22 protein-coding genes and 1 pseudogene are annotated in these 23,870 nt (G+C 66.7%); 10 read left to right on the plus strand and 13 right to left on the minus strand.

Annotation, left to right across the window (positions count from 1 at the left end):
• Positions 1-110: pseudogene (locus AC5P6A_RS18505) on the plus strand (IS110 family transposase); the annotation flags it as partial.
• Between the two features lie 38 nt (positions 111-148).
• Here AC5P6A_RS18505 and mntR read toward each other — a convergent pair.
• Complete coding sequence (gene mntR, locus AC5P6A_RS18510; protein WP_019659934.1) at positions 149-613, minus strand: manganese-binding transcriptional regulator MntR; 465 nt, start codon at positions 611-613, stop codon at positions 149-151.
• A 117-nt stretch (positions 614-730) separates the two neighbouring features.
• Between mntR and AC5P6A_RS18515 the strand changes: the two genes are divergently transcribed.
• Positions 731-2,062: an Nramp family divalent metal transporter gene (locus AC5P6A_RS18515; RefSeq protein WP_346475063.1), complete on the plus strand. Its 1,332-nt coding sequence runs from the start codon at positions 731-733 to the stop codon at positions 2,060-2,062.
• 118 nt (positions 2,063-2,180) lie between these two features.
• Here the strand turns inward: AC5P6A_RS18515 and AC5P6A_RS18520 are convergent, their stop codons facing one another.
• The 4 genes from AC5P6A_RS18520 to AC5P6A_RS18535 all read right to left on the minus strand — a co-directional run bounded on the left by AC5P6A_RS18520 (position 2,181) and on the right by AC5P6A_RS18535 (position 6,465).
• Positions 2,181-2,507, minus strand: a complete 327-nt coding sequence (locus tag AC5P6A_RS18520; protein WP_155029708.1) for a thioredoxin family protein — start codon at positions 2,505-2,507, stop codon at positions 2,181-2,183.
• Entirely contained in the window at positions 2,479-2,946 is a 468-nt protein-coding gene (locus tag AC5P6A_RS18525; RefSeq protein ID WP_155030445.1) for a flavodoxin, read from the minus strand. Before AC5P6A_RS18525 ends, AC5P6A_RS18520 begins: the two co-directional genes overlap by 29 nt.
• Positions 2,947-2,971: 25 nt before the next feature.
• A complete protein-coding gene (locus AC5P6A_RS18530; RefSeq protein ID WP_111102417.1) occupies positions 2,972-4,012 on the minus strand; it encodes a ribonucleotide-diphosphate reductase subunit beta in 1,041 nt (346 codons plus the stop codon).
• Between the two features lie 110 nt (positions 4,013-4,122).
• Entirely contained in the window at positions 4,123-6,465 is a 2,343-nt protein-coding gene (locus AC5P6A_RS18535; protein ID WP_346715279.1) for a ribonucleoside-diphosphate reductase subunit alpha, read from the minus strand.
• A 452-nt stretch (positions 6,466-6,917) separates the two neighbouring features.
• On the opposite strand from AC5P6A_RS18535, the gene AC5P6A_RS18540 reads away from it, so the two are divergent.
• The 3 genes from AC5P6A_RS18540 to AC5P6A_RS18550 all read left to right on the plus strand — a co-directional run bounded on the left by AC5P6A_RS18540 (position 6,918) and on the right by AC5P6A_RS18550 (position 10,803).
• Positions 6,918-7,895: a zinc-binding dehydrogenase gene (locus AC5P6A_RS18540; protein WP_346715276.1), complete on the plus strand. Its 978-nt coding sequence runs from the start codon at positions 6,918-6,920 to the stop codon at positions 7,893-7,895.
• 226 nt (positions 7,896-8,121) lie between these two features.
• Positions 8,122-9,642, plus strand: coding sequence for a TonB-dependent receptor plug domain-containing protein (locus AC5P6A_RS18545; RefSeq protein WP_346715275.1), 1,521 nt, complete (start codon positions 8,122-8,124; stop codon positions 9,640-9,642).
• A 3-nt stretch (positions 9,643-9,645) separates the two neighbouring features.
• A complete protein-coding gene (locus tag AC5P6A_RS18550; protein WP_346715278.1) occupies positions 9,646-10,803 on the plus strand; it encodes a TonB-dependent receptor domain-containing protein in 1,158 nt (385 codons plus the stop codon).
• A gap of 108 nt (positions 10,804-10,911) precedes the next feature.
• On the opposite strand, the gene betT is transcribed toward AC5P6A_RS18550, so the two are convergent.
• The 4 genes from betT to AC5P6A_RS18570 all read right to left on the minus strand — a co-directional run bounded on the left by betT (position 10,912) and on the right by AC5P6A_RS18570 (position 14,228).
• Positions 10,912-12,891 (minus strand): choline BCCT transporter BetT, encoded by a 1,980-nt coding sequence (betT, locus tag AC5P6A_RS18555; RefSeq protein ID WP_495222360.1) that lies wholly within the window; start codon positions 12,889-12,891, stop codon positions 10,912-10,914.
• Between the two features lie 183 nt (positions 12,892-13,074).
• Entirely contained in the window at positions 13,075-13,455 is a 381-nt protein-coding gene (locus AC5P6A_RS18560) for a VOC family protein (RefSeq protein ID WP_058982339.1), read from the minus strand.
• 96 nt (positions 13,456-13,551) lie between these two features.
• Entirely contained in the window at positions 13,552-13,875 is a 324-nt protein-coding gene (locus AC5P6A_RS18565; RefSeq protein WP_227844726.1) for a DMT family transporter, read from the minus strand.
• Positions 13,875-14,228, minus strand: a complete 354-nt coding sequence (locus tag AC5P6A_RS18570; RefSeq protein WP_010485170.1) for an SMR family transporter — start codon at positions 14,226-14,228, stop codon at positions 13,875-13,877. The genes AC5P6A_RS18565 and AC5P6A_RS18570 overlap by 1 nt, the downstream gene beginning before the upstream one ends.
• 151 nt (positions 14,229-14,379) lie before the next feature.
• Between AC5P6A_RS18570 and AC5P6A_RS18575 the strand changes: the two genes are divergently transcribed.
• Complete coding sequence (locus AC5P6A_RS18575; RefSeq protein WP_019659946.1) at positions 14,380-15,231, plus strand: LysR family transcriptional regulator; 852 nt, start codon at positions 14,380-14,382, stop codon at positions 15,229-15,231.
• A 68-nt stretch (positions 15,232-15,299) separates the two neighbouring features.
• On the opposite strand, the gene AC5P6A_RS18580 is transcribed toward AC5P6A_RS18575, so the two are convergent.
• Entirely contained in the window at positions 15,300-16,220 is a 921-nt protein-coding gene (locus tag AC5P6A_RS18580) for a M14 family metallopeptidase (RefSeq protein WP_346715273.1), read from the minus strand.
• Positions 16,221-16,351: 131 nt separating this feature from the next.
• Here AC5P6A_RS18580 and AC5P6A_RS18585 point away from each other — a divergent pair, with 131 nt between their 5' ends.
• The 3 genes from AC5P6A_RS18585 (at position 16,352) to AC5P6A_RS18595 (ending at position 21,113) form a co-directional block, all read left to right on the plus strand.
• Positions 16,352-18,433, plus strand: coding sequence for a TonB-dependent receptor family protein (locus tag AC5P6A_RS18585; protein ID WP_346715272.1), 2,082 nt, complete (start codon positions 16,352-16,354; stop codon positions 18,431-18,433).
• A 62-nt stretch (positions 18,434-18,495) separates the two neighbouring features.
• A complete protein-coding gene (locus tag AC5P6A_RS18590; protein ID WP_227844730.1) occupies positions 18,496-20,268 on the plus strand; it encodes a chloride channel protein in 1,773 nt (590 codons plus the stop codon).
• Positions 20,269-20,396: 128 nt separating this feature from the next.
• The gene (locus tag AC5P6A_RS18595) at positions 20,397-21,113 is read left to right on the plus strand and encodes an MgtC/SapB family protein (RefSeq protein ID WP_171952715.1); all 717 of its coding nucleotides are present in this window, start codon (positions 20,397-20,399) and stop codon (positions 21,111-21,113) included.
• Positions 21,114-21,185: 72 nt separating this feature from the next.
• On the opposite strand, the gene AC5P6A_RS18600 is transcribed toward AC5P6A_RS18595, so the two are convergent.
• A complete protein-coding gene (locus AC5P6A_RS18600; RefSeq protein WP_019659950.1) occupies positions 21,186-21,593 on the minus strand; it encodes a MerR family transcriptional regulator in 408 nt (135 codons plus the stop codon).
• Between the two features lie 63 nt (positions 21,594-21,656).
• On the opposite strand from AC5P6A_RS18600, the gene AC5P6A_RS18605 reads away from it, so the two are divergent.
• Positions 21,657-22,484, plus strand: a complete 828-nt coding sequence (locus AC5P6A_RS18605; RefSeq protein ID WP_171952716.1) for a class I SAM-dependent methyltransferase — start codon at positions 21,657-21,659, stop codon at positions 22,482-22,484.
• Positions 22,485-22,570: 86 nt separating this feature from the next.
• Here AC5P6A_RS18605 and AC5P6A_RS18610 read toward each other — a convergent pair whose 3' ends face one another.
• Positions 22,571-22,861 carry a DUF6959 family protein gene (locus AC5P6A_RS18610; RefSeq protein ID WP_019659952.1) on the minus strand — a complete coding sequence of 97 codons (291 nt, stop codon included), beginning with the start codon at positions 22,859-22,861 and terminating at the stop codon, positions 22,571-22,573.
• Positions 22,862-22,980: 119 nt separating this feature from the next.
• Positions 22,981-23,817 (minus strand): OmpA family protein, encoded by an 837-nt coding sequence (locus AC5P6A_RS18615; protein WP_171952717.1) that lies wholly within the window; start codon positions 23,815-23,817, stop codon positions 22,981-22,983.
• Positions 23,818-23,870: the final 53 nt, after the last annotated feature.

Consider the following 23,870-nt stretch of genomic DNA (forward strand, 5'->3'; position numbering starts at 1 on the left):
ACATCCTGGCCAGAAAGCTGGCCAGGATCGCTTGGGGCGTCTTCAAGAGCGGCCGGGACTTTGACCCGGCCATGCTGAAAGTGGGTCAAGCCTGCTTCCAGCAGGCTTGACCACGAACATAGGATCTCGGCTCTACAGGAAACGTGGCTCAGCCGCCCTCGGCCTTGCGCACGAACGCCTCGAACAGCGCCAGCGTCTGCTCGCTCACATGGTGCTCGATACCCTCCGCATCACGCCGTGCCGTATCAGGGTCCACGCCCAGCGCCAGCAGGAAACGCTCCACGGTCTGGTGCCGCTGGCGGCTGGCATGGGCCAGCGCCTCGCCTTCCGGGGTCAGGAACACGCCGCGGTACGGTCGCTGCACCACCCAGCCATCGCGGGCCAGGCGCCGCAGCATCTTCGCCACGGTGGGCTGGGCCACGCCCAGGCGGGTGGCGATGTCGACCTGGCGGGCCTCGCCGCCGTCGGCCAGCAGGTCCGAGATCAGCTCGACATAGTCCTCCACCAGCTCCATCCGGTGCGCTTCGCGCACTTGCCGGAAGCTCTCGACCTGGCGCTCAGCCTCGATCAAGGGGGTGCTTTTCAGCGATGTCGAATCGTCGGTCTTGCCCACGCCTGCGCCTGTCCTTCCGGTCTACTCCGGGTTTGAAACTGAATTCTGGACCAGTAACGCGATAAAGACGATTGTTTCACATTGCTAATGACTATAGCAGGAGCTATATTCGGACCCATGAACACCCTGGCACCCCACGACCCTTCGGCCTCCACCCCGGCCAGCCTGGGCGCGCTCAATGCCTCGGTGGCGGTGCCCGACAAGGGTCACTGGTGGTTCCGCCTGCTGGCCTTCCTCGGCCCGGGTTACATGATCTCGGTCGGCTACATGGACCCGGGCAACTGGGCCACCGACCTCGCCGGCGGTTCGCGCTTCGGCTACCTGCTGCTGTCGGTCATCCTCATCTCCAACCTGATGGCGGTGATCCTGCAGGCGCTGTCGGCACGGCTGGGCATCGCCACCGGCATGGATCTGGCGCAGGCCTGCCGCGCGCGGTACCCGAAGCCGGTGAACCTGGCGCTGTGGGCGCTGTGCGAGGCAGCGATCATCGCCTGCGACCTGGCCGAGGTGATCGGCACCGCGATCGCATTGAAGCTGCTGTTCGACCTGCCACTGCTCTGGGGCGCGGTCATCACTGCGCTGGATACGCTGCTGGTTCTGCTGCTGATGAACCGCGGCTTCCGTGCGCTGGAAGCCTTCGTGATCGCGCTGCTGATGGTGATCTTCGCCTGCTTCATGGTGCAGATCGCGATGGCTGCGCCGTCAGTGATGGCGGTGCTGGGCGGCTTCATTCCGCGCGCGCAGGTAGTGACCGATCCGCACGCGCTGTACATCGCGATCGGCATCATCGGTGCCACGGTGATGCCGCACAATCTCTACCTGCATTCGTCCATCGTGCAGACCCGCGCCTACCCGCGTACCGACGAAGGCCGCCGCAGCGCGCTGCGCTGGGCGGTGACCGATAGCACCCTCGCGCTGACCCTGGCACTGTTCATCAACGCCAGCATCCTGATCCTGGCAGCGGCGGTGTTCCATGCCAATGGCCGATTCGACGTGGAAGACATCGAGCAGGCGCACCAGCTGCTGGCGCCGATGCTGGGCGTGGGGGCGGCGGCGACGTTGTTCGCGGTGGCCCTGCTGGCGTCGGGCCTGAATTCGACGGTGACTGCGACGCTGGCCGGCCAGATCGTGATGGAAGGCTTCCTGCACCTGCGCCTGCCGCCGTGGCTGCGTCGGCTGATCACGCGCGCACTGGCGATCATTCCGGTGGTGGTGGTGATCATGCTGTTCGGCGACCAGGGCGCGGTGAAGCTGCTGGTGCTGAGCCAGGTGGTGCTGTCGATGCAGCTGCCGTTTGCGATCATCCCGTTGGTGCGGATCGTGACCGACAAGGTGACGATGGGGGCGCTGGTGGCACCGCGCTGGCTCGGCGCGATCGCCTGGGTGATCGCGCTGGTGATCGTGGTGCTGAACGTGAAGCTGCTGGTGGATACCTTCAGCGGAGCCTGACGCCAAAGCACGGACCCTGCCCCGGTAGATCCACGCCACGCGTGGATGCCCTTGTAGAGTCGAGCCATGCTCGACTCATCGCTCACCGCGCGAACGGCAGTCGAGCATGGGCTCGGCTCTACAAATGCAGCGCGATCGCGGCCTCGATCTGCTGCGGCGACTGGAACCCGGCCAGGCGCGTGCGTTCGTTACCATCACGGAACAGGGACAGCGTCGGCGTCTGCCGCAGCCCCAGCTCCCTGAAGAACGCCTCACCCAGCACTTCCAGCTGCACGCGCAGCAGGGTCGTGCCCTGCCCCGCCACGCTGTTGGCCACCCGGTGCAACGACATCTCCAGCATCCGGCACCCCGGGCACTGGTCCTTGTGGAAATCCACCAGCACCCGCGGGTGCTCGGCCAGCAGCTGCCGGAACTGCTCAGGCGTGGTGGCGTCGATGATCTGCATCGGTGTTGCTCCAGTAATGGGCCAGGACCGCATCGGTCCAGGCATCGATGGTCCCGGCATGGCGTTGGCCATGCGGCATCTGTTCGATCTCCAGCGGCGGGTAGTCGCTGCGGAAATAGCGGATCAGCCGGTGCACGGCGCCGCAGTAGTACTCCTGCCCCCACTGCGTTTCACCGGTGCCGAACACCGCCAGCTGCCGTGGCCGCTCGCCGCGCTCGGCGATGCCGGCCACCCATGCCTTCATCTCCGCTGGCGTGCGGCCGGCGTTGTCGGTCCAGCAGCCCAGCAGCACCAGGTCGGCCTCATCGGCCGCCAGCGGCGGTGCCTGGCGCAGGTCGTCGGCCTCCTGCCAGTACACCGCATGACCGGCAACGCGGCAGCGTTCGGCGATCTGCCGGCCGAGTTCGCGGGTGTTGCCGCTCAAGGAGGCGACCACCATCAGGATGCTCAGCACGGCGCCAGGCTCAGAGATCGTCGAAGCCGTTGTCGACGTTGGTCTTCTTGTAACTTGCATTGCGCATCTCGAAGAAGTCGGTCTTGGTCTCGGTGAAGTTGTCGGCGTAGGCCTTGATCCACGGCATCACGTTGTCAGTGGTGTCGCTGTACAGGCGCTCGATGCCGAGCATGCCGGCCATCTTGTTGGCCCGGTACTTCACGTAGCGCGTCATCTCGTCCACGTCGATGCCATCGATGCCATCCAGCACCTCCGACGACCACTGCGTCTCCAGCTCGATGGCATGCTCGAACGATTGGTGTACGTAGGCGGTCAGCTCATTGGTCTGCAGCTCGGGGTTTTCGCCGATGATGGCGCGGATCAGCTCGCTGATGAACTTGGTATGGGCCAGCTCGTCGCGATTGATGAAGCTGATGATCTTGCCGGTGCCGTTCATGCGGTTCTGCCGCACCATGTTGTAGAAGTACGCGAACCCGGAATAGAAATTGATGCCCTCCAGGATCGAGGACTGGATCAACGACTTGAGCAGGGTCTCGGCGGTCTTCTCGCGCATGAAATCGTCATACGCACCCATGATCGGGGCATTGCGCTTGATGATGGTCGGGTGGGTGCGAGCGATCTCGAAGATGCGGTTCTGGTTCGGCAGGTCGGTGATCGAGGCCAGCACGTAGCTGTAGCTCTCGTTGTGGATCACTTCCTGCTGGCCGATGATGGCTGCGTTGGCATGCGCGGCCGGGTCGGTGATGTACTCGGCCACGTTGTAGATGAAGCGCGTCTGCGGTGAATCCAGCGTGGCCAGCAGGCCGATGATTGAATCGTAGGCGTTCTTTTCGCGCCCTGACAGCTCGCCGTACTGGCGCGCATCCAGCTTCATGTCCACTTCGTCGGGAATCCAGAAGTTGGTCGACAGCTCCTTGTAGGCCCGATAGAACGACGGGTACGGGATATCGTTCCAGTTGAGGATGCCGCTGGTCTGGCCGTTGATGATGCCGGTGCTGCGGTTGGGGTGGCGTGGTTCGAGGATCTTGATGCGGTCGAGGGGGGTTGCCATGGTCGTTTACCTTCGTATTACGTGCATTGCGGATGTAGCGCCGAGCCCATGCTCGGCTGCTCTTCGCGTCTGAGCCGAGCGCGGGCTCGGCTCTACAAGAGGCGCAGCGATCAGCTGGAGCACCATTCGCATTCGCTGATGTCGATGTCGTTGGAGCGCACGTAGTAGGTGGTCTTCAGGCCTTCGCGCCAGGCGCTCAGGTGCAGCTCCAGCAGCGTGCTCGCACGGATGGTGCTGGGCACATACAGGTTGAAACTGATCGACTGGTCGACATGCCGCTGGCGGCGCGCGTTCTGGCGCACGCTGGCGAACTGGTCGACCTTGTAGGCGCCCTTCTCGTAGTACGGCCAGGTTTCCAGCGACAGGCCCGGCGCCGCCACCGGCCGCCGGAAATCCTTCTTTTCCTCGTAGTAGAACGCGCTGTAGATCGGGTCGATCGATGCGGTGGAACCGGCAATCTGCGCGGTGCTCATGTTCGGCGCGACGGCCAGCAACCAGCCGTTGCGCAGGCCGTGCGTGGCGACCTCGCGGGCCAGGCTGTCCCAGGCCGCGCCGCTGTAGCCGCGGTCACTGAAGTAGCGTCCGTTGTGCCAATCGCTGCCGGCGAACATCGGATAGCTGCCCTTCTCCTGCGCCAGTTGCGCGCTGGCCTGGATGGTCAGGAAGTTGATGCGTTCGTAGAGATGGTCGGCCAATACTTCGGCATCCGGAGATTCCCACTGGATCGCCTGCTGCGCCAGCAGGTGGTGCCAACCGAACGTGCCCAGGCCGATGGCGCGGTACTTGCGGTTGGTGATCGTGGCCTGCGGCACCGGCAACGCATTGAGGTCGATCACGTTGTCGAGCATGCGCACCTGGATCGGGATCAGGCGCTCCAGCACATCGGTGGCCAGCAGGTCATCCGGTGCGCTGATCGCCCGGCCGAGGTTGATCGAGGACAGGTTGCAGACCACGAAGTCACCGGCGCGGCGTGTGGTGACGATCTGGTCGCCGCTGACGATCTCCTGGATCATCCGCGTCGGACTCATGTTCTGCAGGATCTCGGTGCACAAGTTGCTGGAATAGATCATGCCCGCGTGCTTGTTCGGATTCCGGCGATTGACCTCGTCGCGGTAGAACAGGAACGGGTTGCCGGTCTCCAGCTGGCTGAGCATGATCCGCTTGAACAGATCGATGGCCTTCACCGTTCGGCGGCTGATGCGCTCATCGGCCACCAGTTCGGCGTAGCGGTCACGGAAGCTGCCCGCGCCGCGCGTCTCATCGTAGAAGTCCTGCAGGTACCAGCCCTTGGCCTGCTTCACCTCGTGCGGGTCAAACAGGTACCAGTCGGCGCGGCGTTCCACCGCTTCCATGAACAGGTCGGGTACGCACACCGAGGTGAACACATCGTGCGCGCGCAGGCGCTGGTCGCCGTTGTTCAGGCGCAGATCCAGGAAGGCCTCGATATCGCGGTGCCAGATGTCCAGGTACACCGCCACTGCGCCCTTGCGCTGGCCAAGCTGATCAACCGACACCGCCGTGTTGTTGAGCTGCTTGATCCACGGCACCACGCCGCCGGAGGAGTTGGCCACGCCACGGATCGGTGCGCCGCTGCTGCGCACGTAGCCCAGGTAGGCACCGACGCCGCCGCCGTGCTTGGACACGCGCGCGATATCGGTGTTGGAGTCATAGATGCCCTGCAGGCTGTCGTCCACCGTGTCGATGAAGCAGCTGGACAGCTGGCCGCCCACCTTGCCGGCATTTGCCAGCGTCGGCGTGGCCACGGTCATGTACAGGTTGGACAGCGCCCAGTACGCCTCGCCAACCAGCTGCATGCGGCGTTCGCGCGGCTTTTCCTCCTGCATCAGGTACAGCGCAATGGTCAGCCAGCGCTCCTGCGGCAGTTCATAGACCTCGCGGCTGCGGTCGCTGGCCAGATAGCGCGTGGCCAGCAGGTACAGGCCGTTGTAGGCGAACAGGCGGTCGCGTTCCGGATCGATCATCTCACCGGCCTGCTGCAGCTCTTCCTTGGAATAGCAGCGCAGGATGTCGTTGCTGTAGATACCACGATCGGCGAGGCTTTCCTGCAGGCCCACGTAGGAGCCGTACTTCAGGCTGACATCGTAGAAGCGGTTGCGGCTGGCACGCTTGTACAGGCGGCGCAGGTAGATGCGCGCGGCGAACTGTTCCCACTCGGGCGCGACCAGGTCCACCCGCGATTCGGCCTCGCGGATCAACAGATCGACCAGGTCATCGGCGCTGATGCTGGGCTTGCGCTCGACCATTGCCTGCACCACGCGGCGATAGTCGCTCACGTCCAGCTGCGGGAACTCGGCATGCACGGCGTCGATGCTGCGCTGCAGGCGCTCGGCCTCGAACGGCAGGCGGCGGTTGCCGGCCTCCTTGGTGATCCAGGTCGGCACGCGCTCGCCACCGGCGCGCAAGGCGTCGCCGGCGCCGGCCAGATCGGCCATGCGGAAGGTACTGTCGGTCATGGTGGTGGAACTCCAGGCTCGCACGCGCTTTGGCGGTCGATGCCATGGCGGCCCTGAACGCGATACCGGCGCACGGGGCGAACGGGTGGATTGCCAGGGCACGGGAACGTAGGTCGTCGGCATCTGCCTGCGCCTGCGGCCGGTATCCGGGCCGTGGGGGCGACCTGCGTCCGCACGATGGCGGCCGCGTCGACACGGCAAGCCATCAGAGGCGGGCCGCGGGACGTTTGCTGCATGTCCGGCGGCGGCGGCTGACCGGGAGTGACGACCACAACATAGTGGGGATAATCCGAACCGTCAACACAAGATGCGGCAATCACGACATGCCGCGACGATCAGTCGCAGGATGCCGTGTTGCAGCTGCGGCGCCTTGTCGACAGCCCCTGCGGCCCCAGTTCGGTACAACATCCACTTTCCCCGGAACACCACCCATGCGCGCTGCCCAGTACCCCTCCTTCGGCAACCCGGCCGACGTCCTTGCCATTGCCGATGCGCCGCTGCCTGAGCCCGGCCCCGGCGAGGTGCGCATCCGTACCGTGCTGGCCTCGATCCACAATCACGACCTGCTGACCGTGCGCGGCCTCTACGGCTACAAGCCGACCCTGCCGGCGATCGGTGGCAGTGAAGCGCTGGGCGTGGTCGATGCACTCGGCGATGGTGTCGACGGCCTGCAGATCGGCCAGCGCGTCGCCGCAGCCTCGGTACACGGTACCTGGGCCGAGGCCTTCATCGCGCCGGTACGCATGGTGATTCCGATGCCGGAGGCGATCCCCGACGAAATGGCCGCGCAGCTGATCGCCATGCCGCTGAGCGCGCTGATGCTGCTGGAGTTCCTGCACGTCGAGGCGGGCCAGTGGATCGTGCAGAACACCGCCAACGGCGCGGTGGGCAAGTCGCTGGCGATGCTGGCGCGGGCGCGTGGCGTGCATGTAGCCAACCTGGTGCGCAATGCGGATGCCGTCGCACAGTTGCAGGCGCTGGGTATCGATCATGTGTTCGACACCTCGGTGGACGGCTGGAAGGATCGCGTGCGTGAAGCGACCGGCGAAGCACAGGCGGCGGCGGCCGTGGATTCCATCGGCGGCGACGCCAGCGGTGACCTGGTCGACCTGCTCGGCCACCACGGCACGCTGGTGTCGTTCGGGGTGATGAGCGGCGAACCGATGCGCATCCCGGCCGGCGGCCTGATCTACAAGGAGGCCACGGTGAAGGGCTTCTGGGGCAGCAAGGTCAGCCAGGCGATGGCCGTGGAAGACAAGCGCCGGCTGGTGGGTGAGCTGCTGAAGCGTGCGGCCAGCGGCGAACTGACCTTGCCGGTGGAGAAGATCTTCGCGCTGGACGACATCGCCCAGGCGGCGAAGGCCGGCGCCGGTTCGGGCCGCAACGGCAAGGTGCTGCTGCGGCCGTGATCGTCTGACATTGCGTTCTGTAGAGCCGAGCCATGCTCGGCTGATTTCCGGCCAGTGTGTGGAGCCGAGCGTAGGCTCGGCTCTACAGGGGCGTGCGGACCAACGGTCCGCACCCACCAAAGATCGGTCCGCACCCACCGAAGCACAGACCGCGCCGCCGAGAGCGCTTACTTTCGTTAAGAACCTGTGATGTATAACTGAATGCGCTTTCGTCATTGGAAGGCGCATGTACCTGCATGCGGTACTGACGGCTCCTCCCCCGTTCGGCGTTGTCGCTTCCATGTACCGCACCACCCTGAACCTGCTTGCCGGCACGATCGCGCTGGGCCTCACCGCCGGCGCAGCCGGCGCCGCTGAATCCGCCGACACCGGCAAGGACAGCACCACCCTCGGCACCGTGCTGGTGACCGGTTCCAACATCAAGCGCAGCGATACCGCCGGGCCGAACCCGGTGCAGATCGTCAGCCGCGAACAGATCGAGCAAACCGGCCGCTCCACCCTCACCGACGTGCTGCGCAACCTGTCGGCCAATGCCGGCAACAGCTTCGACGAGCAGTACACCGGCAGCTTCGCCGCCGGCTCGGCCTCGATCGGCCTGCGTGGCCTGTCGCCGAAGAACACACTGGTGCTGGTCAACGGCTACCGCGTGTCCAACTTCGGCTTCGCGCTCAATACCCAGGACACCTTCGTCGACCTCAACGCGCTGCCGATCAGCGCGGTGGAACGCATCGAAGTGCTGAAGGACGGCGCCTCGGCGGTGTATGGCTCCGACGCCATCGCCGGTGTCATCAACATCATCCTGCGCAGGAACTTCCAGGGCGTGGAAGTGGGCGGCGGCTTCGGTACCGCCACCCAGGGCGGCCTGGACGAACGCAAGGCCAACCTGCTGGCCGGCTTCGGCGACCTGGAGCAGCAGGGCTGGAACGTGCTGTTCGGGCTGGACCTGCTCAAGCGTGATCGCCTCGACGCCGACCAGCGCGCCTATACCCGCAGCGGCGATTTCCGCGACAAGCCCGGCGGACGCCTGGCCGGCTGGTCCACCGCCGGTGGCAATTGGCTGTCCAACCCGCGCGCGCCGCAACCGTTCGCCAACTGCCCGGATGGCAGTCAGCTGCGTCCCTACAGCGATTTCGGCAGCACCCTGCCCGGCCAGGCCTGCGCCTTCAACGCGCAGCCGTTCAAGACCTTGCAGCCCGGCGCCGAGCGCCTGCAGGCGTCGTTGAGCGCGACCTACCGCTTCAACGACAGCGTCGAAGCCTTCGCCGACGTGCTGTACAGCCACAACAAGGCCGACCAGATCTTCAGTGCGCCGCTGACCGTTGGCCCCGGCCTGCGTGCCTACAACCCGGCTACCGGCACGCTCATCGACGTGCCGGCGGTGCTGCCGGTCGGCCATCCCAACAACCCGGGCAGCACGCCACTGCCGTTCGAGTACACCTTCTTCGATCTCGGCCCGCGCCTGAAGGACAACACGCAGGTGTTCTACCGCGCCCTGGCGGGCGTGCGCGGCAGCGGTGAACGCTGGGACTGGGAAGTGGCGGCGCTGACCTCGCAGAGTGCACAGCGCGAGTACGTGGACAATTTCGTCAACCGCTACGCGTTCGAACAGATCCTGCGCGATGGCAGCTACAACTTCCTCAACCCGTCCAGCACGCCGGGCGCGCTGGATGCACTGCGCCTGCAGACCAAGCGCCCGGGCTGGTACAGGCTGCACGCGTTGAACGTGAAGGCCTCGACCTCGCTGTGAGAGCTGCCGGCCGGTGCGGTCGGCTTCGCCTGGGGCGCCGAGTTCCGCAAGGAATCGCTGGATGCGCGTACCAGTGCACAGGTGCTGTCGGGCACCGAACTGCGCCCGGCCATCAACGTGGTCAACGGCGAGCGCCAGGTCAGTGCCGCCTATGCCGAACTGAGCGTGCCACTGCACCGCACGTTGGAGCTGCAGGTGGCCGGCCGCGGCGATCACTACGATGACTTCGGCAAGGCGTTCTCGCCGAAGGTGGCGCTGCGCTGGCAGCCGTTGGACAGCCTGCTGCTGCGTGGCTCGTTCTCGCGCGGGTTCCGCGCGCCCTCGTTGCCGGAGATCGCGCCCGGCCAGACCGTCAGCTACGGCTCGGTGATCGATCCACTGGATCCGCTGCAGCCCGGCGGCAGCCGTGGTGTGACCAACATCCGCACCGGCAATCCGGACCTGAAGGCCGAACGCTCGCGCAACTTCAACCTGGGTGCGGTGTGGTCGCCGGATGGCGATACCAGCATCGGCCTGGACTGGTACCGCATCGAGCAGGACAACCTGGTCAAGCCGGACAGCGCGCAGTTCATCGTCGACAACCCGACGCTGTTCCCCGGTCGCGTGCAACGTGATGCGCAGGGACGCATCCAGTTCATCACCAACCAGTACGCCAACCAAGGGGAGTTGACCACTTCGGGGCTGGATCTGGACGCCAGCCGCACCTTCCGTACCGACGGCTGGGGCAACTTCACCGTGGCCGGCAGCTGGACCCACCTGCTCAGTTTCAAGCAGCCGCTGGTAGCCGGCCAGGCACCGTACGAAGGCGCCGGCAACAACCGCCACGGCGCGCTGCCTCGCACCCGCGGCACCACCTCGTTGAACTGGGCGGTGGGCGACTGGAGCAGTACGCTGAGCCTGCAGTACGTGAGCGGCTACGACCAGCGTGTGGCGACGGCAACCAGCAACCCGGGCCTGCGCGACCGCATCAAGCCGTATCACCAGCTGGACCTGTACGTAGCGTACGAAGGTATTCCCAACACCACGCTGTCGCTGTCGGTGCTGAACCTGACCGACAAGGACCCGCCGTTCGACCCCGCCGGTGGATCCAATGGGTTCGACATCAGCCAGTACAACCTGCGCGGGCAGTTCGTCTCGCTGGGCGCTCGTTACAGGTTCTGATTGCCACTGTAGAGCCGAGCCATGCTTGGCTGCTCTTCCGACACCGAGGAGCCGAGCGCGGGCTCGGCTCTACAGGGGGGTGCGGACCAACGGTCCGCACCCACCGCATCACCGGCTCAGGTGCAGGAACTGCAGGTGTCGTTCGTACTGGCTGATGATGTCGTTGATGATCTGCTTGCGGCTGTAGCCCACCAGGTCGTAGTCCTGGCTGCCTTCGAACAGGTGCACCTCGGCGCGGTAGTAGCGCTGGTTGCGCAGCTGCTGTGCGGCGAACGACGGGGTCAGGTAACCGCTCAGGATCACCCGGTACAGGAAGTCCTGCTGCTCGCCATGGTTGACCGTCAACTCCATGTCGCCCGCCTCGAAGCGCGTGGCCACGTCCCAGCCCTGCCCGCGCAGCTGCTCGGCCACCGCTTCCATCGCCGGCTTCACCGTGTCATCCATGAAGCGGTAGACCTGGTCGCGCACCGGGAAATGCATCGCCTGGCTCAGGCGCTGGCGCCAGCCCTGGTGGTGGCGATCGTCTCCGATCAACGGCGACGGCCGGTATTGCAGCGCGCGCTTGCGGTGCGACTCGTCACTGAAGGCGCGGGTCAGCCCCCACATCATCAACAACAGGATCGCCGAGAACGGCAACGACGCCAGCACCACCGCCGACTTCAGCGCATCGATGCTGCCGGCCAGCAGCAACCCGGCGGTCAGCACCGCGATCACCGTGCCCCAGAACACGCGCAGCCAACGCGGACCATCATCCTCCGGCGCACCGCCGTGCGAGGACAGCGTGGACAACACCACCGCCCCCGAGTCGGCCGAGGTCACGAAGAAGATGAAGCTGACCAGCACTGTCACCGTGATCACCGCGCGGCTCCAGGGGTAGCCGTCCAGCAGCGCATACAGCACGGTCGGTGGATCATCCACCGCCAGCTGCGCCAACTGTTGCTGGCCGTGGTGCAGCACCTGGTCCAGCGCGCTGTTGCCGAAGATCGACAGCCACGCCAGGGTGAAACCCAGCGGGATCAGCAGCACGCCGAACACGAATTCGCGGATGGTGCGGCCGCGCGAGATGCGCGCGATGAACAGCCCGACAAAGGGCGCCCAGCCGATCCACCAGGCCCAGTAGAACACCGTCCAGCCGCCCAGCCATTCCGGTCGGCCGCCGTAGGCATACACATCGAAACTCTTGCCGACCACGCTGCCGAGGTAGTCGCCCAGGTTCTGCATCAGCGTGCCGAACAGGTACTGCGTCGGCCCGGCGCACAGCATGAACAGCACCAGCGCGATCGCCAGCAGCATGTTGATGTTGGCCATCCAGCGCACGCCCTTCTCGACGCCGGACACGGCCACGGCCACGGCCGCGCCCATCATGCTGACCACCAGGATGATCTGCACCAGGTTGGAATGCGGGATGTTGAACAGGTGCGCCAGCCCGGCATTGAGGTGCAGCACCCCGAAGCCCATGTCGGCGCCGATGCCGAACACGGTGGCGACGATGCCCAGCGCGTCCACGGTGTAGCCGATCGGGCCGTTGATGCGCTTGCCAATCAGCGGGTACAGCGCCGAGCGCAGCGCCAGCGGCAGGTTGTGGCGGAAGGCGAAGTAGGCCATCGCCATCGCCGCCAGCGCGAACACACCCCAGCCATGCAGGCCCCAATGCAGGAACAGCAGCTGCATGGCCTGGCGCGCACCGGCCTCGCCCGCGGCCGGATCGCCCTGCGGCGGCTGCAGGTAGTGGGTCAGCGGTTCGGAAACGCAGAAGAAGAACAGCGTGATGCTGATGCCCGCCGCGAACAGCATGCCGGCCCAGGAGAGGTAACTGAACTCCGGCTCGTCATGGTCGGCACCCAGCTTGATGCCACCGTACTTGGACAGCGCCACGCCCACCACGAACACCAGGTACAGGGTCATCGCCAGCAGGTAATACCAGCCGACGTTGAGAGCGGCCCAGTCCTGTGCCTTCAGCAGAAGGCGGCCTGCCCCCAGCGGGAACAGGCTGACGAACAGCGCGAACGCCACGACAACGATCGCCGCGAAGGCGAACACAGGCCGAAGGGTGCGCACCGGGGATTGTTGCGGCTCCAGTACATCCATGGGGCGGCGTTCTCCGGTAGATCAAAGGGTTAGCCGACCGATTCTGGCTGAACCGCAGTGGACAGAGCATGAAGTTGCGGCCTGTGGTCACAGGCCCGGCCCACCATTCCGTGTTATCACGCGCGCGCCGGAGCGCAACCTTGGCCGCGCGGGCTGCGGTGCGGCCACGCGCGTCCTGTCCAATCACGACATCACATGCACCGCACACAGCTTGTTGCCATCCGGGTCACGCAGATAGGCCAGGAACACCTGCCGACCGGACATGTTGCGGACGCCGGGGGGATCTTCGATGGCGGTACCACCGTGAGCCACGCCAGCTTCCTGCCAGGCACGCACGGCCTCTGCACTGCCCAGACTGAAACCGATGGTGCCACCGTTGGCATGGCACGCTGGCTGCCCATCGATCGGCGCGGTTACACCGAACATCCGCCCATCCTTGAAGTACAGCAGCCGTCCCTTCTCGTCGAATACGCCCGCACGTGCCCCCATCGCGGCGAACAGGGCGTCGTAGAAGCGACGCGCGGCCTCCATGTCGTTCGTTCCTACGGTGATGTGGCTGAACATGCGGGCACTCCATGTGGAAAACCGCAGTGTCGATGAGCAGGGGCGACTTCGCAAATCGCTGCACAATCGCCGCCCAGCTCGCGACAAGGCGTGCTGCTACTTGGCGGTGCTGAGCAGCAGTACCGCCGCCGTGACCAGCGCGATGCCGATCCAGCCGATCGGGCGCAGGCGGTTGCCGAACAGCAGGCGGCCGCAAGTGGCGGTACCGATCACGCCGATTGCACCCCACATCGCATAGGCGGTGGCCAGGTCCATGTAGCGCACCGCCTGGCCCAGCAGGGCGAAGGCGATCCAGACCATGACGATCGCACCGACGCCCCAGCGCCAGCGGCGGAAGCCCTCCGACTTGGCCACCATCATGTTGGCGGCAACGTCGATCAGCGCAGAACAGATCACGAAAAACAGGGCCAGGGTATTCATCAGTGCGCCTCCCCGAGGGTGACACAGACGATGCCGACCACCGCCAGCACGAGGCCGGCCAGCTGCTGCAGCGACAGACTCTCGCCAAACACGGTGAGGCCGACCACGGTCAGCAGGGTCAGGCCCAGGCCTTCCCACACCGCATAGGCCACGCCCACAGCAATGCGGCGCACCGACTGCGCCAGGAAGAAGTAGGACAACGCCAGCGCGCCGGCCATGATCAGGTAGCCGGTCCAGCCACCATCGCGGGCGGCATGGGCCATGAACGAGGTGCCGACCACTTCGGCAACGATCGCCACGGTCAGGCAGGCCCAGGCGACCAGCGCGCCACGGGCGGGAACAGTACGGGACATGTGAAACTCCTTGCGGGACGCGGACAGCGCCCCGCCCTCAGTAGATCCACGCCGTGCGTGGATGCCCCGCAGACAGGGGGCGACGGCGGACAGTATCATCGCCTTTTACGGTCGATTCAAAATGGATACCATCGATGGGAGCGATGGATCAATGCCCTATTCCCCTGAATCCCTGCAGGCGTTCGTCGAAGCGGCCGCGCTCGGATCGTTCTCGGCGGCGGCGCGGCGCCTGCGCAAGACCCAATCAACGGTCAGCACCGCCATCGCCCACCTGGAGGCGGACCTGGGCGTCAGCCTGTTCGACCGCAGTGGACGCTACCCGCAGCTGACCGAAGCCGGGCACCAGGTGCTCGTCCATGCCCAGGAAATCCTCGCCGCCGATACCCGCCTGCAGCAGTTGAGCGTGCGGCTGGCCGCCCCGGTCGAAGCGCGGCTGACCGTGGTGTTCTCCGACGTGTATCAGCTCGATCCGGAGCAGCGCGTGTTGCAGCGCTTTGCCGAAGCGTTCCCCGAGATCGAACTGGAATGGCTGGATGCCGAAGGCGAAGACGTGCTGGAACTGGTCGGCAGTGGTCGCGCCGCGCTGGGCCTGCTGCCGCGCCAGGAAAGCTACCCGGATGGTCTGGTGGCACGGCCGTTGGCCCATCACAGCGAACTGTCGGTGTATGTGGCGCGCGACCATGCGCTGGCCGACGCCGGCCGTCGCGCAGCTTCCCAGCTGGCACGGTACCGGCAGGTGCGATTGAGCGCGGAGGTCGACCATGCGCGGGCGGTTACCGGGCTGGCGTGGACCGCCACCGACTACCTGATGGTGATGGAGATGGCCGAGGACGGCATCGGCTGGGCCGAGCTGCCCCGCGCATTGGTGCAGCGCTACGACCGCGGGCAACTGGTGGAACTGACCCTGCCCGGGTGGCCGCGGCGCATCCACAGCGACCTGCTGTGGCGCCGCGACACGCCGCCGGGGCCAGCGGCGCTGTGGTGGGCCGACGCGTTGGGGTGAGGTAGCGCCGGCCGCTGGCCGGCAATCCTGTTGTCGCGTGGTTGCCGGCCAACGGCCGGCACTACCGGTCAACGATGGGCGAGCGCGTAATCCAACGCCGCGCACACCGCCGCCACCTGGGCGTCGTTGCACTGCTGCGGGGTCGCCCGTGGGCTGTCCGGGTAGACCTCGGTGGTGGTGGTGAACTTCGCACCGGTGATGCCCGCGCACAGTCCGAGCTTCACCAGCGGATACTCGATCACGCCGTGGGCCACCACCGGCGAACCGATGATCTCGCCCTTGTCGTCGGCCGGCGCGATGTGGGTGACCTTCTCCACCGCGGCAATCACCGCCTGCTGGAAGGCCGGTTGTGGGTTCTCGCTGTCGTCCACCAAGTAGAAGCCATCGGGAATCAGGCCCGGCTCGAACGGCTTGCCGTCACGCGCGGCCAGCGCCGGGCGGAACTCGCTCTCGTCGCTGTCGGTGGTCTCGTGCAGGTCGATGTGCAGCACGAACTGGTCCTTGATCGGTGCGATCAGCTCCATCAGCGCGGTCGACTCGCGGGCCGGGCCATCGGCGCGGAAATTGCGGTTCGGGTCGATCGCATCGAAGTTCCAGCGGTTGATGCGCTCGAAGCCCCACGGATTCACGCACGGTGCCACCAGCAGATTGGCCTTGTCGGCGTAGTCGGCGGCGTGCTTTTCGAGGAATTCCAGCGCGCCCATCACGCCGCTGGTCTCATAACCGTGCACGCCACCGGTAACCAGGGCAGCCGGCAGCGCCGTGTTCCAATCGCGGCTGCGCAGGGCGAACAGAGTGTAGGTCTCGCCAGCGTAGTCGAGCTGGCCATAGGCCACCTTGTCGAAGCGCGAAGCCAGCGCCTCGATGCGGGGCAGCACCTCCTCGTCATAGCGACGCAGGCGCTGCTGGCGGCCACGCCACACCTCCCGTTCCGCCGCTCCCCACGGCTGGCCAGGGGTTCCGACGGGGTAGAAAGCGGCTTGGGACATGGCAGATCTCAGCGAGTCAGTAAGCAATCGCCCACTCTATCACCGGGGCATCGGCATGAACCGGAGGCGCATTCCAATAGCGAATGGAATCAGCAATAATTCTCATTTACGACCTTCCACAGCCTGCACCGATGCCCATCCTCGCCCTGCAACCGGCCCGCCTGCCCCTGGCCGCCGCCCTCGCCCTGTGCCTGCTCCCGACCACCCGTGCCTTCGCCCAGGACGGCGCTACCACGCTGGACAGCATCCAGGTCTCCGGCAGCTGGCTGGGTACCGGCCTGCATGACAGCGTCAAGCGCTTTGCCGGCGCGCGCACCGTGGTCGACCGCCAGCGCATCGAGGCCAGCGGCGCGGCCAGCATCGGCGATGCCATGCGCCGTATTCCGGGTGTGCAGGTCACCGACAACTCCGGCACCGCTGGCAGTTCGGTGTCGCTGAACATCGGCGTGCGCGGCCTCACCGGGCGCTACTCGCCGCGCTCGACCGTCCTGTTGGACGGCGTGCCGCTGGCGGTGGCGCCGTATGGCCAGCCACAGCTGTCGTTCGCGCCGACCAGCCTGTCCAACATCGAGTCGATCGACGTGGTGCGCGGCGGCGGCGCGGTGCGCTACGGGCCGCAGAACGTCGGTGGCATCATCAACTTCAGCACCCGCGCCATTCCCACCGAGGCCGGCCTGCACGGCGAAGCCGGCGTGCGCTACACCGCCTACGACCATGGCGGCGGCGACAGCGCCCAGTACAACGCCTTCCTTGGCGGTACCGGCGACAACGATCTGGGCGCCGCCCTGCTGTACTCCGGCCAGGATGGTCGCGGCTGGCGCCAGGGCAGCGATGACCGCTTCAACGATCTCGCGCTGAAGTTCGCCTACGCCATCGACGAACAGCAGGAGCTGCGTGCCAAGCTGTCCTACTACGACGTACGCTCGCTGACGCCGGGCGGCCTGACCCGTGCGCAGTACGAGGCCGATCCGTTCCAGAACACCCGGCCGACCGATTTCTGGAAGGGCCACCGCACCGGCATCGACCTGGGCTACACCAACACGCTGTCGGCCAACAGCGAGTTCGAGGTGCTGGCCTATTACAACGAGAGCACCCGTGCCAGCTCGCTGATCAACGCCGCCAACACCCAGCTGACCGTGCAGCCGCGTGACTACCGCGTGCTCGGCATCGAGCCGCGCTACACCCAGCGCCTGCACTGGGGCGCCAGCGTGCACGACATCACCGCGGGCTACCGCTTCCTGCGCGAACGTGGCAACGACCGCAGCTACACCGTCGCCCGACGCACCGGCGTGACCAGTGCCACCACCCGGTTCGACAACGCCACCGATGCCCATGCGCTCTACATCGACGACCGCATCGCCATCGGCCAGTGGCGGATCACCCCGGGCGTGCGCATGGAATGGATCGACATGGCCCGCCGCCAGGCCGCGGGCGCGGCGACCTACAGCAGCCGCAACGACAAGGCCCTGCCCTCGATCAACATCGCCTACCTGCTGACCCCGCAGCTGACCGTGTTCGGCAACTACACCACCTCGTTCGGACCGGTACAGAACATCCAGCTCAATTCGCAGACCGCCAGCAATCCGCTGAACCCGGAAGTGGCCAGGACCACCGAGCTGGGCGCACGCTGGCAGGATGGGGCACTGCGCGCGGAAGTGACCGTGTTCAAGATGCGCTTCGACAACCAGATCCTGCAGGTGCCGGGCATCACCCCGCCCACCTTCCAGAACATTGGTGCCACCGACCACAAGGGTGTGGAGAGCGCACTGGAGTACCACTTCGCCGAGGACGGCGCGCTGGCCGGGCTGGAGCTGTACGCCAACTACACCTGGACCAAGGCGATCCAGCAGTCCGGCGACAACCGTGGCCTGGACGTGCCGTTCTACTCGCGCGACACCGACAGCATCGGCGCCCGCTACGCGCTGGCCGGCTGGACCTTCAACGTCTCCAGCACCCACCAGAGCGGCCAGTTCTCCGACGCCGCCAACACCTGGGAAGAAACCGCCGATGCGCGCGTGGGTCGCGTGCCGGGCGTGCGCCTGTGGAACGCGCAGGTGGCCTGGCAGGTGCCGGGCCTGGGCGACAGCGAGATTGCGCTGGGCGTGAACAACCTGGCCGACAAGCGCTGGTACACCCGCAACGTTGATGGCAACGCCGGCCGCATGGTGGCCGCGCCGCGCACGTTCTACGTGCAGGGCCGCTATCGCTTCTGAGGCGGTAGCCACCCGATGCGGTGACGGTGGCGCTCACGGTGGCGGCGTATCATGCCGCCACCATGTCTTCGCCCGTTTCGCCATCGCGCCTGCATCTGGCCTTCCAGGGCCTGCGCCTGCGCCTGCGTGGCAGCGACCTGTGGTTCATCGCGCTGGCGTTGCTGGTCGGCTTGATCGCCGGCTACCTGACCCTGCTGCAGTCGGGCATCGCGCGCTGGCTGCAGGGCACGTTGTATGGGCTGGACGACGGCATGCGGCTGAGCTCCCTGCCCTCGCTGACCTGGACCGCGCTACTGGTGCTGCCACTGGGCGGGCTGCTGGTCGGCCTGGTCAGCCTGGCGGCGACGCGACTGAAACGGCCACTGCTCGATGCGGTGGAAGCCAATGCGCTGCACGGCGGCCGCATGTCGATGCGCGACAACCTGATCGTGCTGACCCAGACCCTGCTGTCCAACGGCTGCGGCGCATCTGTGGGGCTGGAGGCGTCGTACACGCAGATGGGCGCCGGCAGCGGTTCGCAGCTTGGCCGGGTGATGCGCCTGCGCCGCAACGATGTACGCATCCTGGTCGGCGCCGGCGCTGCCGGTGCCATTGCTGCCGCCTTCGGTGCGCCGCTGGCCGGTGCGTTCTACGCCTTCGAGATCGTCATCGGCGCCTACACCCCCGCTGCGCTGGCACCGGTGGCCGTCGCAGCGCTGGCCGGCGCGTTCGTGGCCGACCAGGCCGGCATCGAAGCCTATCTACTGCCAGCGGCCTCGACCATCGACGTGCGCGCCGCCGACTACGCGATCTACGGCCTGCTGGGCTGCTGCTGCGCGATGGTCGGCATCGCCATCATGCGGCTGATCGCCTCGATCGAAGGCACGGTCAAGCGCAGCCCCCTGCCCGCGTGGGGTCGGCCGGTGGTCGGTGGACTGCTGCTGATTCCACTGGCACTGGCCAGCCCGCAGGTGCTGTCGTCCGGCCACGGCGCCCTGCATCTGGACCTGACCACGCACCTGCCGCTGATCTGGATCGGCGGCCTGTTGACCCTGAAGTGCCTGGCCTCGGGCATCTCGCTGGGCTTCGGCTTCCGTGGCGGCCTGTTCTTCGCCTCGCTGTTCATGGGCACCCTGGTCGGCGCGCTGTTCGCCGGACTGCTGGGCATGGCCACCGGCGTTCCGGTGATCGACGCCACCTCGGCCGCGCTGGCCGGCATGGCCGCGCTGGCTGCTGCCGTCGTTGGCGCGCCGATGACCATGGCCATGCTGGTGCTGGAAGGCACGCACGATTTCCTGCTGACCAGCGTGGTGATGAGCGCGGTACTGGTGTCCAGCACGCTGGTGCGGCAGTGGTTCGGCTACTCGTTCTCGACCTGGCGCATGCATCTGCGCGGCGAGACCATCAAGAGCGCCCGCGACGTGGGCTGGGTGCAGAACCTCAACGCCGGCCGGCTGATGCGCAAGGGCGTGGCCACTACTCCGGCCGATCTCGATGCCGCCGCGTTCCGCCAGCGCTTCCCGCTGGGCTCGGGCAGCCGGGTGATCCTGATCGACAGCGAGGGCCACTACGCTGGCATCGTGCAGATTCCACGGGTCTACGGCGATGGCGTGAAACCGGAGACCATGATCGGCGAGCTGGCCGAGAACCGTGACGTTTCACTGTCGCCGGCCGCGGACGTGGTCAGCGTGATGCAGCGTTTCGACCAGACCCAGGCCGACGAACTGGCGGTGGTCGGCGCCGACGGCCAGGTGCTGGGCGTCGTCTCCGAAGCCTTCGTGCGCAAGCGCTACGCCGAGGAACTGGACAAGCGCCAGCGCGAGCTGATGGGCGAGCGCGTCGAGGACACCGACTGACCCCGCAAAAAGGGGACGGAGGGGATTAAGTCGTTTCTGGCACGCTGACTAACCACGCGTGGCGTGGACCGCTGGAAATCCACGCATGGCGTGGATCTACTGTCACCTCGACCGGGTAGACTCCGGCCATGCGCTTCATTGAGACCTTCCAGGCCGGTCCCTTCGCCGACACCGTGGTCAGCCTGCTGGCCGCCTTCGTGCTGGGCACGCTGATCGGCGCCGAGCGCCAGTACCGGCAACGCACCGCCGGCCTGCGCACCAATGTGCTGGTGGCCGTAGGCGCCGCCGCCTTCGTCGACCTCGGCATGCGCATCGCCGGCAGCGCCGAGGCGGTGCGGGTGATCTCCTACGTAGTCTCCGGGGTCGGCTTCCTCGGCGCCGGCGTGATCATGAAAGAGGGCATGAACGTGCGCGGCCTGAACACCGCCGCCACCCTGTGGTGCTCGGCGGCGGTCGGCAGCTGCACCGGCGCGGACATGCTGGCCGAGGGCGTGCTGCTGACCGTGCTGATCATCGCCGGCAATACCCTGCTGCGGCCGCTGGTGAATGCGATCAACCGCATCCCGATCAACGAAGCCGCCACGGAAGCCACCTACGAGGTGCGCCTGAGCGTGGATTCCGAAGCCGTACCACGGGTGCGTGAGCGGTTGGTCGATGCGCTGGAAGCAGCGCAGTACCCGGTCGGTGATGTGCAGGTGGTCGAGCATGCCGATGCACCAACCGATGTGATCGCGGTGCTGGTCAGTACGGCGGTGAGTGCCGATGAGCTGGACGTGGTGCTGGCGCGGATGGAGCACGTGCCGGGCGTGCTGCATGCCACCTGGGAAGTCAGTACCCGCGATTGATTCCATCCACGCATGGCGTGGATCTACCGAGGTCGTGGTGAAGTAGATCCACGCCATGCGTGGATGCTTCTCTCACCGACCCGCCATGCGCTGCTGCGCACGCAGCAGTTTCTGGAACGAACCGCACTTCCGGGCGTCCTCCGCCTGCGGGCAGGCCGCCGCGCGTTGCAGGTGCCGGCGCACCCGTTGCAGCCGGGTGATCTGCCGCTGCAGCACATCGGCCTGCGCCAGCAGGGCCTCCCGGTCCAGGGAGATGCACCCGCGCTGCAGTGGCAGCGATGCCCCGATCTGCTGCAGCGACAGACCGGCCGCCTGGCCGAGGCCGATCAACGCGAGCCGTTCCAGCACCTGCTCGTCGTACTGCCGGCGCAGGCCGCGACGGCCCAGTGCCTGCAGCAGCCCAAGTTGTTCGTAGTAGCGCAGGGTCGAGGCCGGCACGCCGCTGCGCTTGACCACCTCGCCAATATCCAGTTCGCGCACGGGCTTGACCTCAAGTGACCTTCAAGCGCCAACCTATGGGCAACTACCCACCGAGGCAAGGCCATGGCCAGCACCCCCCCCCTTGATCAGAACGCCCTGTGGAACGGCCCTGGCGGCCAGGTCTGGGTTGCGCAGCAGGCCATTCTCGATGGCCTGTTCCAGCCGATGGCCGACCTGCTCGTGGCCGAACTTCCGGAAACCGTCACGCAACTGCTCGACATCGGCTGCGGTACCGGGGCCAGCCTGCTGGCATCAGCCGCCGCACGCCCGTCGGCGCACTGCACCGGCCTGGACATCTCCGCGCCGATGCTGGCGCTGGCCCGTCAACGCGCCGAGGCGGCAGGGCTGGACGCAGACTTCATCGTCGCCGACGCACAGCAGCATCCGTTGCCCACCGCGCACTTCGACTGGATCCAATCTCGTTTGGGCGTGATGTTCTTCGAAGATACCGAGGCCGCCTTCGTCAACCTGCGCCGCGCGGCGCGACCGGGTGCCGGCCTGCGTTTCATTGCCTGGCGCAGCGCTGACGAGAATCCATTCATGACCACGGCCGAGCGCGCGATCGGCGATGCGCTTGAGCTTCCGCCGCGCGCACCCGGTGCCCCGGGACAGTTCGCCTTCGCAGATGGCCAACGCGTGCAGCGCCTGTTGCAGGCTGCCGGCTGGAAGGATGTGGAGGTGGTTGCGGTGGACCTTCCGTGTTCGATCGCACGCGATGAGCTGCCGACCTACGTCGGCCAGCTGGGCCCGGTGGGCCAGGCGCTGCGGGCGCTGCCCGAAGCGGAGGCCGCCGGGCTGCGCGACCAGGCGCTGGCAGCATTCACACCATTCATCGAGGGCGATCGGGTCCGCGTGGGTGCTGCCTGCTGGTTGATCCGCGCACGCGCATGACACAGAAAAGGGAACGGAGGGGATTAAGTCGCACATGCCCGTGTCGTGCCGGAAACGACTTAATCCCCTCCGTCCCCTTCTGTCGTCTACAGCGCCTCGCCGGCGTCGGCCAGACGAGATTCGATCAACGCATACCACTGCTGTAGCACGTCGATCAGCATGTCCAGCTCCGCATCGGTACGCTGCGCGCGGCCGCTGCGCAGGCAGGCCTGGGCCTCCTGCAGCTGGGCAAGGAACCCGGCCACGGTATCGGCCTGCAGGATCAGGCCTGGCAGGCGCCGCCCGGGAATGCGTACCACGGCATGGTTGCCGAGCTGGCCGTACACGCTGAGTGTGGTTTCCGTCTTCATGGAAAGAGGCAGGAATTGAGCGTTCATCGCGTGCACCGTTAGAAGACCTGAGCCGCAGGCAGGCGTGGACGACGGGGGAGACGTTGCCACGCCTGCCGGCGGTCAGGGGGGACTCGGGACCGGGGCCTGGCCCCGGTGAGGGAATTTCAGCGCGGCTGTGCCACTCCGGCGATCTGCACGCGACGGTTTGGCGCCAGGCAGGCGATCAGCTCGCGCCGATTGCGCTGCTCGCACTGCACGATCGGCTCGGCCGCGCCGCGTCCTTCGGCGCTGATGCTGGCTGCAGGCACGCCGCCCTGCACCAGCGCGCTGCGCACGGCCTCGGCGCGGCGCTGCGACAGGGTCTGGTTGTAGCTGGCACTGCCGATACGGTCGGTGTAGCCGGTCACCCGGATCGACTGCACCTGTGCGGCTTCACGCACCTGCGCCAGGATGCCCTGCACCGCCTGCTGGCCCTCGGCGCTGAGTACAGCGCTGTCGAAGCCGAACAGCGCGTCGGCAGACAGCCGCAGCGGCTGTTCTGGCAGCGGTGCCGGTGCCGGCGGGGCCGGTGGCCGCGGCGGCTCCAGCACGGCCGCGCACGATTCCGGCTTCCAGTACCCCGCCTGGGCAATGCCCTTGCTGTCAAAGCGGACCTGGAACTGGCAGGTGAAGTACTCCGCGCCCTGCGCGGTGCGGAAGTTGAACAGGTAGTTCCACTCGCGCACGCCCCACATGCCTTCATTGAAATGCGGCGTGCCCAGCAGCGTGTACAACTGCCGCTTGCTCATGCCCGGCGCGAAGCGGCGCAGGTCGGCGACGTCGGGATAGATGCCTTCCTTCAGCGAGGCCTTGGAGGCCTCCGGGAAGTGCACGGCGGTGGCTTCGGCAGGACCGTCGGCGGCCGGCGCATGGCTGCGGCAGGCGGCCAGCAGGCCCATCCCCAGGATCAGGCCCAGCGTGGCGGCACATTGGCCGGCGCGGGCGATGCGATGCTGTTTCATGTCGTTCCCCCTGTAGACGTTTCCGCGATGCCGGGCCGCGGGTGCGGCCCGGC

This window comes from Stenotrophomonas sp. YJH_SMC_20, from assembly GCF_059367845.1.

What these genes read in the sequence shown, in the direction of transcription:
- AC5P6A_RS18515 (WP_346475063.1), top strand. Translation starts at nt 731, where the DNA reads ATGAACACCCTGGCACCCCACGACCCTTCGGCCTCCACCCCGGCCAGC.
- AC5P6A_RS18520 (WP_155029708.1), bottom strand. Translation starts at nt 2,507, where the DNA reads ATGCAGATCATCGACGCCACCACGCCTGAGCAGTTCCGGCAGCTGCTG.
- AC5P6A_RS18525 (WP_155030445.1), bottom strand. Translation starts at nt 2,946, where the DNA reads ATGGTGGTCGCCTCCTTGAGCGGCAACACCCGCGAACTCGGCCGGCAG.
- AC5P6A_RS18530 (WP_111102417.1), bottom strand. Translation starts at nt 4,012, where the DNA reads ATGGCAACCCCCCTCGACCGCATCAAGATCCTCGAACCACGCCACCCC.
- AC5P6A_RS18535 (WP_346715279.1), bottom strand. Translation starts at nt 6,465, where the DNA reads ATGGCCGATCTGGCCGGCGCCGGCGACGCCTTGCGCGCCGGTGGCGAG.
- AC5P6A_RS18540 (WP_346715276.1), top strand. Translation starts at nt 6,918, where the DNA reads ATGCGCGCTGCCCAGTACCCCTCCTTCGGCAACCCGGCCGACGTCCTT.
- AC5P6A_RS18545 (WP_346715275.1), top strand. Translation starts at nt 8,122, where the DNA reads ATGTACCTGCATGCGGTACTGACGGCTCCTCCCCCGTTCGGCGTTGTC.
- betT (WP_495222360.1), bottom strand. Translation starts at nt 12,891, where the DNA reads ATGGATGTACTGGAGCCGCAACAATCCCCGGTGCGCACCCTTCGGCCT.
- AC5P6A_RS18560 (WP_058982339.1), bottom strand. Translation starts at nt 13,455, where the DNA reads ATGTTCAGCCACATCACCGTAGGAACGAACGACATGGAGGCCGCGCGT.
- AC5P6A_RS18565 (WP_227844726.1), bottom strand. Translation starts at nt 13,875, where the DNA reads ATGAATACCCTGGCCCTGTTTTTCGTGATCTGTTCTGCGCTGATCGAC.
- AC5P6A_RS18570 (WP_010485170.1), bottom strand. Translation starts at nt 14,228, where the DNA reads ATGTCCCGTACTGTTCCCGCCCGTGGCGCGCTGGTCGCCTGGGCCTGC.
- AC5P6A_RS18575 (WP_019659946.1), top strand. Translation starts at nt 14,380, where the DNA reads ATGCCCTATTCCCCTGAATCCCTGCAGGCGTTCGTCGAAGCGGCCGCG.
- AC5P6A_RS18580 (WP_346715273.1), bottom strand. Translation starts at nt 16,220, where the DNA reads ATGTCCCAAGCCGCTTTCTACCCCGTCGGAACCCCTGGCCAGCCGTGG.
- AC5P6A_RS18585 (WP_346715272.1), top strand. Translation starts at nt 16,352, where the DNA reads ATGCCCATCCTCGCCCTGCAACCGGCCCGCCTGCCCCTGGCCGCCGCC.
- AC5P6A_RS18590 (WP_227844730.1), top strand. Translation starts at nt 18,496, where the DNA reads ATGTCTTCGCCCGTTTCGCCATCGCGCCTGCATCTGGCCTTCCAGGGC.
- AC5P6A_RS18595 (WP_171952715.1), top strand. Translation starts at nt 20,397, where the DNA reads ATGCGCTTCATTGAGACCTTCCAGGCCGGTCCCTTCGCCGACACCGTG.
- AC5P6A_RS18605 (WP_171952716.1), top strand. Translation starts at nt 21,657, where the DNA reads ATGGCCAGCACCCCCCCCCTTGATCAGAACGCCCTGTGGAACGGCCCT.
- AC5P6A_RS18610 (WP_019659952.1), bottom strand. Translation starts at nt 22,861, where the DNA reads ATGAACGCTCAATTCCTGCCTCTTTCCATGAAGACGGAAACCACACTC.
- AC5P6A_RS18615 (WP_171952717.1), bottom strand. Translation starts at nt 23,817, where the DNA reads ATGAAACAGCATCGCATCGCCCGCGCCGGCCAATGTGCCGCCACGCTG.